Below are 14,793 nucleotides of genomic sequence, written 5' to 3' on the forward strand. Positions count from 1 at the left end.
GCGGGGACGTAGAGCTGTTTGGTGAGCACCTTTACGTCACTCACCAAACAGGCGGCTCTCCGTGCAAAACGGATAGACCTAGCGTGACCGCCTCACCCGGCGTGGGGAGACGACCTATCAGCCCGCTCCGCGGTGCCCTGCGACCGCCGGCTATCTTCTGCTTCTTGAGACAGCGCTATTTCTCGGTTTTTTGTGTTTCTTCCCCGATATTTTTGCGTAGATGTTGTTGCGTTTATAGGTCTTGTATCCGAATCCTGTTTCTCGTTGGGGGCTTCGCGGCCGAGGAAAAATCGGGGCATCCGGGACACTAAGCGTGACCATACGGTTGATGAGCCGGTGGGAACCTCAACCTGAGGTATTTCAACCGTAAAAGTGGTAATCTCTTCGGCGCCGCTGCGGATCGTGCGAAAGATAGCGGTGCCTATGAGGATGCCGAGCGCGATTGACAGCACCAGAGCGAGAGCCGAGAGGAATCCATAGAATCCCGCCTCAGTACCCGTTGCTCCGGTGAGTTCTATAAGGCTGGAGGCTCCCGGAACCAGCAACCAGAATGCCGGTAGAAATGTGATCTGGGAGGGAGCTCCCCGAGGAAACGTCGCAATAAGAAGGACAACGGGGGTCATAACTGCAGCACCAATAAATCCGCTGAGAGTGGGGCCCGCCACGAGCGAACCCAAGAACTGGGCTGTAAAGGTGACGAGTAGCGTAATGAGTACCCACCCAAACGTTGCGGTGGGGGAGGAAAAATGAAGGAATATCCCGATTGAAAAGAGGAGGAGACCAATAACCTGTGCCCACCAGGGAAGCGCGGGGGCCGAGTCGGGAACCGTGTACTTTGAAGCTTCCATTCCCAGAACCGTTCCTGCAGCAAGGATTCCGAAGGCGAGTAGTCCAAGCTGAACCACGCCAGTAACGAGGCGAGCCGCCCCCGAGATCATCTGACCTGACGCAAGCTCGACGGTTGCGGTGGTGAGCGCGCCACCGGGCAGAAAAGTGGCCAGGGGAACAATGAGTAGACGTAGAGGGTCGCCAATATCCAGGTGCTCGGCCAGGATAAATACGACAAAAGCACAGGCAAAAGCGGCAAACGTGGGAAAGGCGAGCTGTAAGGTGGGTGAGCGAATGAGTTTAGCCAACCCCACCCCCAGGCCCAGAAAGAACGCAAGAATAATTCCTTCTGGGGTGGGAACTAAGAGAAACGCCAGGCCGGTCGTGAGAATTGCGTGGCCGAGGGTGCGCGTTACCCAGTCAAATTGAGGTTTCATAGCGCCAATGTGGTTGAGACGCTTGATGCCCTCAATCGGATCGATTGCCCCGCGTTCGGCGCGGTGGATAAGTGTGTAGAGCTCTGCAATCTGATCAAATCGAAATGTAGTCCGGGTTCGAGAACGAATTGCTACCTTTCCCTGAACCACACCGCCGGTCTGAACGAGAATAACGGTTGGCAACACCACAAAGTCTGTATCGGGCGCGTTATAGGCCCGTGAAATAGTGGTGAGGTACTCGTTGATCTCGTCAACAGACTCATTGGCGGCAGTCATTGCCTCGGCCAAGCCCAGGAGAAACTCTCGGAGATTGGGGCGATCCTGAACGGGGGGTGAAGAGACCATAGCCATAAGCTAAGCGAACCACACTCTACGGTCGATCGTCCATTAACGAACCAAACTTGTGGAAAATTATGGAAATTTTATGGGGTCCGGGGTGGGAGGTAGAGGTGTGAAGTTGCTGCAAGAAGCGGCCCCTTAACCGCGAAGAATATCGCGGTTAAGGGGCCGCCGAATTAAAACTTGCGCCCTGATTCACCGGGTGTCGAGAGCGCTGGAGGTGATGCAGGTTAACTCTGCCCGGTGGGCTACCGAGCCGCTATGTTCACGAGCCAGGTCACACCAAACTTATCTGTGAGCATGCCAAACTTGTCACCCCACGGTGCCGTTGCCAGAGGCTGAAGAATAGTGGCTCCCTCGGAGAGCTTTTCGTAATAGGTGGTGAGATCGTGGTCATCTTCGAAAGGACCGCTGAGGGAAATCGAGTAGTTATCTCCCGGATTATACGGCATCGAGCTGGGGGTATCTGCTCCCATAAGAATAAGCCCACTGTGGGTAGTGAGCATAGCGTGCATAATCTTATTGGCTTCGGCGGGATCTTCGCTCGCTTGGAGGTCCCCAAATGTGTTAAGACTCAGGTCACCGCCAAATACGCTCTGATAAAACTCCATTGCCTCGCGAGCATTGTCACGAAAGCCGATATAGGGATTGAGGGAAATAGCCATGATGAAGTCCTTTCATACTTGTGCTTAGGATGCTCATTATTCTCTCTTTATGGAGACAATTCAAGACTTATATTCAAAAAACTATTGAGCAAAGAAGGTTGTGATCCACAGTCCCAGAGCGGCGGCTCCCACACAGAGCAGGAGCATTCCCGCTCCGCTGAGCACCGCAAAACCATAGCGTTTCTGCCTGATGTACTGAACTGTCTCGTAGCTCGCAGTGCTGAAGGTGGTGTAGCCACCAAGAAACCCGCTTCCCAACACAATTCGTAATTCCTCCGACGCTACCTGGGTAAGCACTAAACCCGTGAGTACTCCAAGGGCAAGTGAGCCAGACGTATTAATGAGGGTTGTTGCCCAAGAAAAGGATGTTTTTAGATGGAGACGAATGGCTGTATCGCACAAAAAGCGAAGACCTACGCCGAGACCACCCATCACCCCGGCCAGGAGCAAGAGGACGGGCGTCACAGCTGCGATCCTGTGCTTGGGTCGTCCCCGATTGAGCTACCCCTCGCGGGTTCGTCCCCGATGAGGCGCGTTTCCGGGTGAGCACGATCCAAACTCCGTGAGGACACGGCGATGCCGGTGAGGGTGGCAAGTGCCCCGAGAAAGAGGGTCCCTGCAGCATAACCAATCGCCTGCCAGAGGTGGTTGTTACCGATAAGAAGAACAGTGTCTATTGCTAGGGCACTATAGGTTGTAAACCCGCCGCAAAAACCTACCCCGAGAAGAAGCCGGAGTTTTATGGCTCGGTGAGGAGGCAGGCGAAGCAGTGTGACTCTTTCGTATAGATAACCAAGAATAAAAGCTCCGAGCATATTGATGACCAGGGTTGCGATCAGAACAGTCCAGGTAACCGTTTTCTGAATCGTCGTTGGGTCAAACATGACAAAGAGTTGAGTGATGGCCTCGCGTGCGAGCACGCCCACCGCCCCGCCGCACGCAACCAGCCCCAGAGAGCTGATGCTCACATTTTTCTTGCTGGCCATCTATGCAGACTATAACCCCCAAACGTCTTCCCGCAACGTGCACACACTCGATTAATATCCGTGGTGTGTCCGTGAAGTTTCGCTTTGACCTGCGTTCGTTTTCCGGTATCTACGACTTGTCAAGACACCCTCTATAAACTCAAATGTTGGGCGAGCCAAAACCCTGAAAGTATTGAGCTTTCGATGGTTTTAGAAGGTTTTTTCTGGCAACATTACAGTTATCGAGGGGGAGTAGTTCCCACAACACCGCATTCGTGCGGAGGCGGATATGTCGACATACTGGCCGTCAGGATGATGAGCCCGGCATACCACCCCGATAACGTTCGGGGCGAGCGAGACCTTCGGTCATTAACACTCGTGTGTCGCTTGAGCGATACCGGTCCCGACCGAAGGAAGAACCATGACCAGTACAGCACGAAGGCGGCTTCAGTTTCCCGTTGTTCCGCTGGGAATTGTCACCGCAGTAACGATACCTGCCGTTTTTGTGCGATTTGCCGGAATACACCTTGATCCCCTTCTCGGCGTTCTCATCTTTGGAGCTGCAATCGTGTCCGCCGCGTTTGCTCTTGCCTGGGCAGGACAGGCTGCGGAAATGGACATTTCCGGAGGATTGGCAATCGGCCTCCTGGCTATTATCGCGATTCTCCCAGAGTACGCCGTAGATCTTTATTTTGCTTTTAGCGCAGGCACAGATCCGTCGCAGGCAGCTTACGCCGCAGCAAACATGACCGGATCAAACCGTTTACTTCTCGGGTTTGGTTGGCCCTTTATACTTCTCGTCGCCTATCTTCTTTACCGTGTCACCCGTTCGGCTCGTTCCGCTGCAGTTAGCTCGTCTCAGCATCAGGGTAATAAGCTTCGTGACCCCGACATCTTGAAGAAGCCCTTTGCTATTCGTCTGGCCGCAGATAAACGGGTTGAGATTGGCCTTCTTCTCCTGGCTTCGCTGGTCACACTGATCATTCCCCTAACCGGCGAGATCCACCTGGCACTCGGTGTGTTTCTCCTGCTTATTTTCACCTATTACCTGTATCGAGTGTCGCGGGAGGAGACTGCAGAACCAGAACTTGTGGGGGTGGCTCGCTCCATCGGTGAACTCGCACAAAAACCCCGGAGAATCACGGTGATCCTCATTTTTGTGCTCTCCGCGATTGTCATCCTGTTACTGGCTGAATCATTTGCGGAGAGTCTGGTCGCGGGGGGAAAGACGCTTGGGATTGATGACTTCTTACTTGTGCAGTGGCTCGCCCCCCTAGCCTCCGAGGCCCCCGAATTTGTGATAGCAATTATTTTTGCCTTCCGAGGCAAATCCTCAATGGCCATTGGTATGCTTCTGGCGAGTAAAGTCAACCAGTGGACCGCCCTTGTGGGGTCGCTGCCGATTGCACATCTGCTGGGTGGTGGTGGCCCGGCTCTTCCCCTGGATGGGCGTCAGATTGAGGAATTTGTACTGACGGCAGCACAAACCTTCTTGGGGATCGGTATTCTCTTATCGTTACGCTTTTCTGCGCGCTGGGCCGCCATCTTGTTTGTGTTATTTGCGCTGACCTTTGTGTTTACCGGTCAGGAAGCCCGATACGCGGTTTCGATTGTTTACGCTGCGGTTGCGGTTGTGCTCTACATTACGCAGTGGCGCCAGCTATGGCCCACGCTTAAGGCACCGTTTCTTTTTGAGGATTCTTCCTCCCCGGAAGCAGGTGTGGAAACAAATCGGGCACGACCAGAGCATAGCAACAGAGGACGCTCTCATCCGTTCCCTGATGCGGAACTACTCGGTTCGGGCCACAATGGTAGGACACTGGAGGTTACTCAAGACCCCGTGGCTTACCGACCCCAGCAAGAGACGAGTGATCCCTGAGCGACCACGGTTTCCTACCACGAGTAATCGCGCCTCCTTGGACTCTGTGACGAGGACGGAAACGGGCGGGGCTTGAACAATCTTCTTTTCGAGAACCAAGTCGGGATACTCCTCGCAGATACCGGCGAGTGCTATAGACATAGCCTCCTCGGCAATCTCTCTCTGATTGCTCAGCAACTGTTCGCTCCAGAGATATTCTAGGCCGGGAGTAACGGGCGGCGTCCAAGCATAAACCGCCACCAGCTTTTGTCCGGTGCGATCAGCCTCCGCCGCCGCAAACTGAACCGCTTTTTCACTGGCCTCCGACGTATCGACCCCAACCACGACTCCGGAACGACCGCTATCCTGCTGCACCGGTATGATTGCGACGGGGGCTTGCGATACCGCGGCAACCTTGATTCCTTTGGTGCCAAAGAACATCCCCGGTATTTTGCTTCCCTTGTGAGTTCCGAGAACTACAAGGGAAGCGTTGGCAGACACTCGCTGAAACTCGCGTGCCGGGCTGCCTACGGTGATCTCGGTGAGGATCTTTACCTCGGGTTCAACGCCCTCAGCATAGGCTTTCTCGTCGGCCATCAGTTTTTCGGCAGCCTCCCGGGCTTCGCCGATGAACACCGGGCTGTCGGAGAGAAAAGTATCATCAACGATGTGAAATAACAGCACATCTGATCGTGTTGCCCTGGCCCGCTGCATCCCCCAGCTAATTGCAGAGCGACTCGGCTCTGAACCGTCTATACCAATTACGATGTGTTCTGTCACGGCTCGCACCTTTCGTAGGGCTAGCGATGGAGGAGTATAAGTCCGTATCGCTTCTTAGTATTAATGGTACTCGTCAGAACGTATAGATTTCTATCTTTCGTCCGCTTTTGTTTTACCAAATATTAGCGATGCTGGTTACATAGTACGCTCGACAGTATGAGTACACACACAACCTCGTCTCCCGTAGCACCCAGTCTTAAGCAGGTTCGCCTGGCTCTTAACACCCTGTGGCCAGAGGATAGCGCGGAAGAGTGGGATCGGGTGGGTTTGGTGAGTGGTGATCCCTCGTCAAAGATTGAAAAGATTCTTCTTGCGGTAGATGCTGTACGAGAGACTGTTGACGAAGCTGTGGACACGGGAGTTGATCTTCTTCTCACGCACCACCCGCTTCTTCTTCGCGGGGTCACCTCGGTTGCTGAGGATCGTTATAAAGGGTCGCTCCTAGCCGATCTCATCCGTGCGGGATGCGCCCTGATGACCGCCCACACCAACGCGGATATCCCAAGAGAGGGGGTATCTGATCGTATCGCCCAACTCATAGGCCTGATCGAGACACGAGCGCTTGTTCCGAGCTCACACCCGCGGGCAGAGGAGGGGACGGGAATTGGTCGTGTGGGGAACTTGGAACATCCCACCACACTGGGCCAATTTGCCCAGCACGTGGCACAGGTACTCCCGCCCACGGCGAGTGGTGTACGTGTTTCGGGTGATTACAATCGTCCAATCAACAGGGTGGCACTTTGCGGGGGAGCGGGAGACGGTCTGCTTTCCCATTCCGAGGTGCTCGCCTCCGATGTCTATCTCACCTCCGACCTGCGACATCATCCGGCGTCCGAGTTTCGTGAGCAGGCCCTTTGCTCGGGGGGACCCGCCCTGATCGACGTATCACACTGGGCCGGTGAGTGGCTGTGGCTTGATGGTGCGGCCGAGCGAATTCGCGAGCTACTCCCATCCGTCGAGGTTGTCGTGAGCGAGTTGAGGACAGACGTCTGGGATTTTTCGATCACACAGTAGTACCCCACAGTGGGTGATCTAAAGCCCGATAGTATGGGGGCGGCACCTAAATAATCTTTTTAAATCTGTAAGGAAATTCCCGTGAAAGCGTCGCCAGAGCAGCAGCAAAAACTTTTAGAGGTTCAGAACCAAGACACCCTGCTCGGGCAGCTTGCCTATCGCGAGAAAAACTTACCGGAAAAACAGGCACTAGAAAAACTACAGCCGAGCTTTCTCGAGGCCAAGGAGGCCGCTAACCAGGCCAGGTCTACCGTGGAAGTCACCCAGGCAGAGATTCGTCGTCTCGAGGATGACACTGCGCTTATTAGGGCCCGTCTGGTTCGTAATCAGGAGCGCCTGTCAAGTAGCGCGTCCGCTAAAGAGGCTGTTGCCCTCGAAGACGAGCTCAAAACCCTTACTCGTCGCACCAACGAGCTTGAAGAGGTTACCCTGATCGTGATGGAGCGGCTTGAGGCAGAGGAAGCGCAGTTACTTTCTGCTAACTCTCAGCTCAAGATGCTTCACGAAAAACAGGCTGATATCAAGAAGAAAATTACGGATGCCCTCACAGAGCTGACCGCTGAGCGGGAGCATGTTATCGCTCAGAGAGAGCAGCTAGCGCAAGAAATCGCCCCCGAACTCTTGGCGCTTTACGAAAAGACACGTCAGCGTTACGGCGTGGGAGCGGCTCTGCTCCGTGGCCGGGTATCCGAGGCAAGCAATATGACCCTCACGGAAGCTGACCTCTCAATAATTCGAATGGCCGCCCCTGACGAGATCGTCTTTGATGCGGGTAGCGGCGCAATTCTTGTTCGCACCGCGGAATCCGGTCTCTAAACCTCGACCAAGTGCATACCTGCGACCACATCGTCGCCGAAGCCTCTCCCGATCTCGGGTGCGTAAATTCTGTGACGACGCTATGATGGATCAGGTGAGTGGGTTGGCAAGACGGCCGCGTTGTCCGTGAGGACACCGAGGAACGTCCGGGCTCCACAGGGCAAGACGGTGGGTAACACCCACCCGGGGCAACCCGCGAGAAAGTGCAACAGAGAGTAGACCGCCCGCGGCCTTGGTCACGGGTAAGGGTGAAACGGTGGTGTAAGAGACCACCAGCGTCTGTGGTGACACAGACGGCTGGGTAAACCTCGTCTGGAGCAAGGTCAGACAGAGAGCGATGAGGCTGCCCGCCAAGTTCTCGGGTAGACCGCTAGAGGCGTGCGGCAACGTACGTCGTAGATAGATGGCCGTCCAACCGAAACATATCGGGGGACAGAACCCGGCGTAGTAGCCGACCCACTCACACTAAAGGCCGTCGGCACATGTGTATTACTGCGCGGGCTTTATCGTTGTCTGCCCCAATGCAGTATTGGGACAGAAGATACATTTAGCAGGGGATAGAGGGCACTATGCAGCGAGTGCTGCAGCCCCCATAATTCCAGCGTTATTACGCAGGGCGGCAGGGATAATAGGGGCTTTAAGCTTGAGCAGGGGCAAGAACTTCTCGTGACTCTTTGAGACCCCACCACCCACCAAGAAGAGATCTGGAGAGAACAGAAACTCTAGTTCACTATAAAAAAGCTGCAGGCGTTCAGCCCAGACCGGATACTCCAGCTCCTCTCGTTCTCTCACGGAATTGGCGGCGAATTTTTCGTATGATTCCCCCTGATAGGGAAGATGACCCAGTTCAAAATTAGGTATCAAAACTCCGTTATAGATAAACGCACTGCCAATTCCCGTTCCCAGAGTGGTAACGATGATGGCACCCTGCGTATCCCGTGCTGCCCCATATTTTACCTCGGCAAAGCCCGCGGCGTCCGCATCATTAATAAAACGGATGCGGCGACCGAGAGTCTGCGTAAAGAGCTTTTCGGCTTCAAAATTAATCCACCGCTTGGACACGTTTGCAGCCGAGTGAGTTTTGCCGTTTTTAACGATTGCGGGAAAACAGATACCCAGTGGTTTCCCCTCGGCCTCTTCGGGAAGTTGATTGACAATTTCCAAGACAGTGTGGGCGATTGCCTCAGGTTCTCCGTCCTCGGGAGTGGGAATCTTAAAGCGTTCGCTCACTAACTCTCCCGTGGTGAGGTTGACCAGGGCCCCCTTGATGCCGGTTCCACCGATATCAACTCCAATAGCAAGCTGTGAATCAGTCATGATTTTGTCTTTCTGAATGTCTAGTGTCCAAAATAAGCTTCGGGTGTTGGCCCGAAAAACAGATGAGATCTAAGGAAGCGTGAGGATGTCGGTGCCGCTTTCGGTCACCACAAGTGTGTGTTCAAACTGAGCCGTAATGCTTTTATCTCGGGTGGTGACGGTCCAGTCGTCCGCCCACATGTCCCACTCGTGGGTGCCCAAAGTAAGCATCGGTTCTATTGTAAACACCATTCCCGGCTGGATCACATCGTTAAAGAGAGGTGCAGAGTCGTAGTGGGGAATGATAAGTCCGGTGTGAAACGCAGCCCCCACGCCGTGACCGGTAAAGTCACGCACTACTCCGTAGCCAAAGCGCTTTGCGTAGGACTCTATGGCACGACCGATAATATTCACCTGGCGTCCTGGAGCAACCGCCTTAATACCGCGCATGAGGGCCTCCTGGGTGCGCTCAATAAGGAGATTTACCTCCGAGGAGACCTCACCTACGCGGAAAGTATAGTTAGTATCACCGTGAAACCCGTCACGATACGCGGTGATATCAATATTGACGATGTCACCCTCCTCGAGAACTGTGTTATCGGGGATTCCGTGACAGATGACTTCGTTGATGGAGCTGCACAGCGATTTTGGATATCCGCGATATCCGAGGGTGCTGGGGTAGGCATCGTGTGTGATGACAAACTCGTGGCCAATCGCATCAAGCTCATCGGTTGTCACTCCGGGAACGATGGCTTTACCTACCTCTTGAACGGCCTGTGCGGCGATACGTCCTGCCGCTCGAATCTTTTCGATCTCTTCTGCGGTGTAGGTGTTATTACCGGTGTAGGCGGGGGGTTCGTTGCGGCCCACATAGGGGGGACGGGGGATCGAACGAGGTATCCTGCGCTCCGGTCCGACAATACCGGGAACAAGATGACCATTTATATCTTTGGGCATAGGTTCTAGTCTAGGGTGTGGAGGAAGAATCCAACGAAGAGAGGACAACTATGTCGAAGCAAGAGCTTCTTTTTTGGTATAACAGACGAACCGGTGAGGTTGAGACCGGACCCCAGTCTCTTGCTATTGATCGAATTGGGCCTTTTAAAACTGCTGCGGAAGCTGCTCGTGCTCTGGAAATCATTGAGGAGCGTGCTGCAAAGTGGGCGCGGGAAGATGCCGAAGAAGACTGATATCTTTTCCCTCAGACACAATTTTATTCGCGGTGCCACGCGAGGCACGGAACAGAAACGTCCGAGGCAGTAATCTTAGAAGTATTCTGCTGATGAGGACACACAAGAAGGAAGTGCCACGTGGATAAACAACGAGATTTTGTTTTGCGTACGATTGAGGAACGCGGCATCAAATTTGTTCGGATCTGGTTCACCGATGTGGTGGGTACGCTCAAGTCTGTGGCAATTGCTCCGGCAGAGGTCGAGAATGCCTTTATTGAGGGCATCGGTTTTGACGGTTCGGCGATCGAGGGCCTCACCCGCTCTTTTGAATCCGACCTCTTAGCTTTCCCCGACCCCGCCACCTTCCAGATATTGCCGTGGGGTTCCGACACTGATCCTACCGCGCGAATGTTTTGTGACATCACAACTCCCGATGGTCATCCAGCGGTGGCAGATCCCCGTAACGTGCTCAAGAGAATGCTTGAGAAAGCGGCAGACAAAGGATTCACCTTTTACACCCACCCCGAAATCGAGTTTTATCTTTTTAAATCTGCCAAATACGGTCCCGACGGCCCCGAACCCGTAGATAACGCCGGATACTTTGATAACGTTCCCGGCGGCACCGCTCACGATTTCCGTCGCGAAAGTGTCAGGATGCTCGAAGACCTGGGTATTTCGGTGGAGTTTAGCCATCATGAGGCGGGGCACGGGCAAAACGAAATTGACCTTCGCTATGCGGATGCCCTTGCCACTGCGGACAACATCATGACTTTTCGCACGGTGGTGAAAGAGGTGGCGATCAACCAGGGAGTTTATGCAACGTTTATGCCCAAGCCGATGAGTCAGCAGCCGGGTTCCGGCATGCACACTCACCTCTCGCTCTTTGAGGGTGAGCGTAACGCCTTTCACGAGGCGGGGGCTGAGTATCGTCTTTCAAAAACTGGTCGTCAGTTCATTGCCGGTCTACTGCATCACGCCCCGGAAATCACGGCGGTGACTAACCAGTTTGTGAATTCTTATAAGCGTCTATGGGGTGGTGACGAGGCTCCCAGTTTTGTCTGTTGGGGACATAACAACCACTCAGCCCTTGTGCGGGTTCCCATGTATAAACCGAATAAGAGTCAGAGCGTTCGGGTGGAGTATCGTGGCCTAGACTCCGCCTCAAACCCTTATCTTTCCTTTGCTCTGCTTCTGGCAGCTGGCCTTAAAGGAATCGAGGAGGGGTATGAGCTTCCCCCGGAGGCAGAAAACAACGTGTGGCAGCTCACCGACGCCGAGCGGCGTGCGCTGGGGTATAAGCCGCTTCCGGCCAGCTTGGAGCATGCGATCTCCGCTATGGAAAGTTCTGAACTAGTGGCAGAAACTCTTGGTGAGCAGGTCTTTAACTACTCCATTTTGAATAAGCGGGAGGAGTGGAAAGGTTTTCGCTCGGAGGTCACGCCTTTTGAACTAAAAAATAACCTGGGCATCCTGTAGGTTTTCGCGTGAGTCGCACAACATCCCTCACCACCCTGGCGCGCGCGGGTTTTTCTGATCTTACTGCGGCGCGCGCGGGTCTTGAGGCTCTAGAGGGTTTTCGGTTGTACTCGCGCGAAGAATGGCTCGATTTTTTTGCGTTCAGTGCCAGCCCAGATTCGGCGCTTCATGCGCTCATCTCTCTCCTCAGAGATAAGCGTTCGGAGGCGGCTACGGCGTTGCAGGAGTGCCCACACAGGATCGTGCGGCTCCTGGGAGCCTCGAATGGAATGGGGGAGTTTTTCTACCGCCATCCGGAGGAGCTTGTGTATGTGTGTCGAGCAGATCTCAAGGTTCTGAACCGAGAGCAATACACCGCCTCGCTTCTGCAATCGGTCGGTTCTGTGGCTGGATTCTCCCGAGAGCTGGGACAGAATTCTCCGGAACTAGAGTGGGATGCCCTGCGGATCAGGTACCGTCGTCATCTGGCGATTCTTGCCTGTTACGATCTTGAATCCGCCAACCCCTGTGACGTATTGAGCGAGGTGGCTGGTGCGCTGAGTGACCTGGCGAGTGCCGCGCTGGAGGCCTCTCTCTCGGTTGCTCGCCGGATAGTTTCCAGTTCCGCCTCAGTAGGGCAGAGCTTTTCGAGAGAACAGGTAATGGCAACGCGGTTTGCGATCATCGGCATGGGTAAGGCGGGGGCCCGCGAGCTGAACTACGTGAGCGATGTTGACGTTATTTTTGTCGCCGAACCTGCCGGTGAAGCGGGCCCTCACACCGACAGGCTCCTCGCTATTGCTACGCGACTTGCAACTGAGACCATGCGTGGGATACAGGGTATATCGGGGGAGCCGGCCCTGTGGGAAGTTGACAGCAATCTGCGGCCGGAGGGGAAAGATGGCGCACTCGTCCGAACACTTCGCTCCCACGTGGCCTACTACGAACGCTGGGCCAAGGGATGGGAATTTCAGGCTCTCATCAAGGCTCACCCTCTCGCCGGTGACCGGGAGTTGGGGAACGCATATGTTGACGCCCTGCGGCCGTTAGTGTGGTCAACCGCGGCTCGGAATAATTTTGTGCTGTCGGTTCAGGAGATGCGAGTGAGGGTCGCAGAAAATATCCCTGACGAGGAGCTCGACTACCAGCTCAAACTAGGGCCTGGGGGGCTACGCGATATTGAGTTTACGGTGCAGCTACTTCAGTTGGTTCACGGGCAGTGCGACGAGAGTCTGCGAGTAAGGGCGACCATCCCCGCGATTGAGGCTCTTGCAGGAGGAGGGTACATCGGGCGCGTTGATGCCGAGCAGTTTATCAGTGCCTACAAAAAGCTACGGGTGCTGGAGCATCGTCTGCAACTGTACCGTCTGACGCGCACCGCTTTAATGCCCAGGGATGAGGAAGAACAGCGTCGGTTGGCCCGAGCCTCCGGGCTGGCTACCACCGCTTCCGATTTGGTGCTCCAGTGGGAGCTCATTAAAAAAAGTGTACGCACCCTGCACCTAAAGCTTTTTTATCATCCACTCTTAAGCACAGCTGCTTCGGCAACCACGCTCAGTGTTGAGGGAGTCCTAATCACTGATGAACAAGCTGCTGCCCGCCTGTCGGCGATTGGGTTTCTTGACCCCCTGGGGGCCCTTCGTCACATTGCGGCCCTAAGTTCGGGGGTGTCCCGACGGGCGGCCATCCAGAGAAATCTTCTTCCAATCTTGCTGCAGTGGTTTTCGGAAGGGGCAAACCCCGATTATGGGCTACTCGCCTTTCGAAGGATTAGCGACTCGTTGGGAGCCTCACCGTGGTATCTCAGGTTGCTTCGAGACTCCACCTCTGCAGCAGAGAGGCTAACCTCTCTGCTTTCCGGGTCACGTTTTGTTGCGGGTTTGATGGAGCGTATCCCCGAGTCTGTGGCTTGGCTGGAGGGCGACAAGCTGTTATCCCCGCCCGATTTTGCCGAGTTAACCCATGAAATTCAGGCGATTATCTCACGGCACGAAACGGTGCAGCTCGCGGCGGAAGCTATTCGCCACGTGCGTCGTCGTGAGACGCTTCGTGCGGCAATAGCCTCCTGCGTGGGTGTAGCCTCACAGCGGCAGACCGCCACGGCCCTCTCCGATATAAGCTCGGCACTGCTCGCCGGTATCTTGCAGATGGTACATAGGCGTCCTGACTCGGAAAAGCAATCAATTGAGTTTGCCGTGATCGCAATGGGTAGGTACGGGGGAATAGAGATGGGGTTTGGCTCTGACCTTGACCTGATGTACGTATATCGCGGTGTTGATGGAAATCCCGATGCCGCGGTCGAGCAGAGCCTAGAGGCTCAGCGGATTGTTGCCGAGATTAAACTGCTCACCGATGATCCGCAGCTTCCCTTTGATATCGATCTTGGTTTGCGCCCGGAGGGGAAAAACGGCCCGTCCGTACGCTCTCTTGATTCGTACGCAGCCTATTACAGAAGGTGGTCGCAAGGATGGGAGGCTCAAGCGCTTCTTCGAGCCCGGGCTGTTGCTGGAGACGCCGTCCTGTGTACAGACTTCATAGATCTTGCTGATTCTGTGCGCTATCGAAGCGGGGTGGGTGAACTTGAGATACGTGAGATTCGGCGGGTTAAAGCCCGAGTTGAGGGGGAGAGACTACCCCGGGGTGCCGATCCCCTGAGACATCTCAAGCTGGGGCGCGGGTCGCTGAGTGATGTGGAGTGGTTGGTACAGTTGATCCAGCTTATGCATGCGCACCGGATACCCGAGTTGCGCACCACCTCTACACGTGACTCCTTACACACGGCATCCAAATACGCTCTGATTGCAAGGGATGATGCGCTGCTCCTTGAGGAGGCCTGGTTGCTATCCACCAGGATACGATCTGCCCTGACGCTCTGGCTTAACAAAACGGTGGACGTTCTGCCGAGCGACCGAGACCAATTGGAGGGGGTCGCCAGGCTCGTTGGGCTCCCGGCGGGTTCTGCCAGTGAACTAGAACAGCGGTATCTGAGTGTGACTCGACGTGCTCGGGCAGTTTTTGAGCGCGACTTTTACGGCACAGAAACATAGACGTTAGCCCATTTGTGTCACTAATTCGTCAGCGCCACACCAGGTGTAACTTCAGGAATCGGGAGGAAGACTGCGCTGTGACGGCAATTTTCTGCTAGGGAAGCGAAGCGTATTAACGGTG

Annotated in this window: 13 protein-coding genes and 1 other RNA gene; 7 read left to right on the forward strand and 7 right to left on the reverse strand. The window is 54.8% G+C overall.

Annotated features, from left to right (window positions below):
* Positions 1–92: 92 nt before the first annotated feature.
* The 4 genes from FrondiHNR_RS06540 to FrondiHNR_RS06555 form a co-directional block, all read right to left on the reverse strand.
* Positions 93–1,610, reverse strand: coding sequence for a threonine/serine exporter family protein (locus FrondiHNR_RS06540; protein ID WP_279354428.1), 1,518 nt, complete (start codon positions 1,608–1,610; stop codon positions 93–95).
* Between the two features lie 242 nt (positions 1,611–1,852).
* On the reverse strand, positions 1,853–2,269 hold the full coding sequence (locus FrondiHNR_RS06545; protein WP_279354429.1) for a VOC family protein: 417 nt from the start codon (positions 2,267–2,269) through the stop codon (positions 1,853–1,855).
* Positions 2,270–2,350: 81 nt separating this feature from the next.
* On the reverse strand, positions 2,351–2,734 hold the full coding sequence (locus FrondiHNR_RS06550) for a CrcB family protein (protein ID WP_279354430.1): 384 nt from the start codon (positions 2,732–2,734) through the stop codon (positions 2,351–2,353).
* Positions 2,731–3,255, reverse strand: coding sequence for a CrcB family protein (locus FrondiHNR_RS06555; RefSeq protein ID WP_279354431.1), 525 nt, complete (start codon positions 3,253–3,255; stop codon positions 2,731–2,733). The genes FrondiHNR_RS06550 and FrondiHNR_RS06555 overlap by 4 nt, the downstream gene beginning before the upstream one ends.
* A gap of 400 nt (positions 3,256–3,655) precedes the next feature.
* On the opposite strand from FrondiHNR_RS06555, the gene FrondiHNR_RS06560 reads away from it, so the two are divergent.
* Complete coding sequence (locus tag FrondiHNR_RS06560; protein ID WP_279354432.1) at positions 3,656–5,113, forward strand: sodium:proton exchanger; 1,458 nt, start codon at positions 3,656–3,658, stop codon at positions 5,111–5,113.
* On the opposite strand, the gene FrondiHNR_RS06565 is transcribed toward FrondiHNR_RS06560, so the two are convergent.
* On the reverse strand, positions 5,024–5,872 hold the full coding sequence (locus FrondiHNR_RS06565; RefSeq protein WP_279354433.1) for a universal stress protein: 849 nt from the start codon (positions 5,870–5,872) through the stop codon (positions 5,024–5,026). The genes FrondiHNR_RS06560 and FrondiHNR_RS06565 overlap by 90 nt on opposite strands.
* 156 nt (positions 5,873–6,028) lie before the next feature.
* On the opposite strand from FrondiHNR_RS06565, the gene FrondiHNR_RS06570 reads away from it, so the two are divergent.
* From FrondiHNR_RS06570 to rnpB, 3 genes are all read left to right on the forward strand, one after another.
* On the forward strand, positions 6,029–6,886 hold the full coding sequence (locus tag FrondiHNR_RS06570) for a Nif3-like dinuclear metal center hexameric protein (RefSeq protein ID WP_279354434.1): 858 nt from the start codon (positions 6,029–6,031) through the stop codon (positions 6,884–6,886).
* A gap of 81 nt (positions 6,887–6,967) precedes the next feature.
* Positions 6,968–7,702, forward strand: a complete 735-nt coding sequence (locus FrondiHNR_RS06575) for a hypothetical protein (RefSeq protein WP_279354435.1) — start codon at positions 6,968–6,970, stop codon at positions 7,700–7,702.
* A 99-nt stretch (positions 7,703–7,801) separates the two neighbouring features.
* Positions 7,802–8,165, forward strand: an RNA gene (rnpB, locus tag FrondiHNR_RS06580) — RNase P RNA component class A.
* Positions 8,166–8,269: 104 nt separating this feature from the next.
* Here the strand turns inward: rnpB and ppgK are convergent.
* Complete coding sequence (ppgK, locus tag FrondiHNR_RS06585) at positions 8,270–9,019, reverse strand: polyphosphate--glucose phosphotransferase (RefSeq protein WP_279354436.1); 750 nt, start codon at positions 9,017–9,019, stop codon at positions 8,270–8,272.
* A gap of 69 nt (positions 9,020–9,088) precedes the next feature.
* Positions 9,089–9,955 carry a type I methionyl aminopeptidase gene (map, locus tag FrondiHNR_RS06590; RefSeq protein WP_279351992.1) on the reverse strand — a complete coding sequence of 289 codons (867 nt, stop codon included), beginning with the start codon at positions 9,953–9,955 and terminating at the stop codon, positions 9,089–9,091.
* Between the two features lie 50 nt (positions 9,956–10,005).
* On the opposite strand from map, the gene FrondiHNR_RS06595 reads away from it, so the two are divergent.
* The 3 genes from FrondiHNR_RS06595 to FrondiHNR_RS06605 all read left to right on the forward strand — a co-directional run bounded on the left by FrondiHNR_RS06595 (position 10,006) and on the right by FrondiHNR_RS06605 (position 14,672).
* Entirely contained in the window at positions 10,006–10,188 is a 183-nt protein-coding gene (locus tag FrondiHNR_RS06595; RefSeq protein ID WP_279351994.1) for an SPOR domain-containing protein, read from the forward strand.
* Positions 10,189–10,308: 120 nt separating this feature from the next.
* On the forward strand, positions 10,309–11,646 hold the full coding sequence (locus FrondiHNR_RS06600) for a glutamine synthetase family protein (RefSeq protein ID WP_279351995.1): 1,338 nt from the start codon (positions 10,309–10,311) through the stop codon (positions 11,644–11,646).
* Positions 11,647–11,654: 8 nt separating this feature from the next.
* On the forward strand, positions 11,655–14,672 hold the full coding sequence (locus FrondiHNR_RS06605) for a bifunctional [glutamine synthetase] adenylyltransferase/[glutamine synthetase]-adenylyl-L-tyrosine phosphorylase (protein ID WP_279351996.1): 3,018 nt from the start codon (positions 11,655–11,657) through the stop codon (positions 14,670–14,672).
* Positions 14,673–14,793 lie beyond the last annotated feature (121 nt).

It is taken from the genome of Lysinibacter sp. HNR (genome assembly GCF_029760935.1).
Classification (GTDB): domain Bacteria; phylum Actinomycetota; class Actinomycetes; order Actinomycetales; family Microbacteriaceae; genus HNR.

Excerpts from the sequence above, each read along its gene's own strand:
- FrondiHNR_RS06540 (WP_279354428.1), bottom strand. The coding sequence starts at position 1,610 with ATGGTCTCTTCACCCCCCGTTCAGGATCGCCCCAATCTCCGAGAGTTT.
- FrondiHNR_RS06545 (WP_279354429.1), bottom strand. The coding sequence starts at position 2,269 with ATGGCTATTTCCCTCAATCCCTATATCGGCTTTCGTGACAATGCTCGC.
- FrondiHNR_RS06555 (WP_279354431.1), bottom strand. The coding sequence starts at position 3,255 with ATGGCCAGCAAGAAAAATGTGAGCATCAGCTCTCTGGGGCTGGTTGCG.
- FrondiHNR_RS06560 (WP_279354432.1), top strand. The coding sequence starts at position 3,656 with ATGACCAGTACAGCACGAAGGCGGCTTCAGTTTCCCGTTGTTCCGCTG.
- FrondiHNR_RS06570 (WP_279354434.1), top strand. The coding sequence starts at position 6,029 with ATGAGTACACACACAACCTCGTCTCCCGTAGCACCCAGTCTTAAGCAG.
- ppgK (WP_279354436.1), bottom strand. The coding sequence starts at position 9,019 with ATGACTGATTCACAGCTTGCTATTGGAGTTGATATCGGTGGAACCGGC.
- map (WP_279351992.1), bottom strand. The coding sequence starts at position 9,955 with ATGCCCAAAGATATAAATGGTCATCTTGTTCCCGGTATTGTCGGACCG.
- FrondiHNR_RS06595 (WP_279351994.1), top strand. The coding sequence starts at position 10,006 with ATGTCGAAGCAAGAGCTTCTTTTTTGGTATAACAGACGAACCGGTGAG.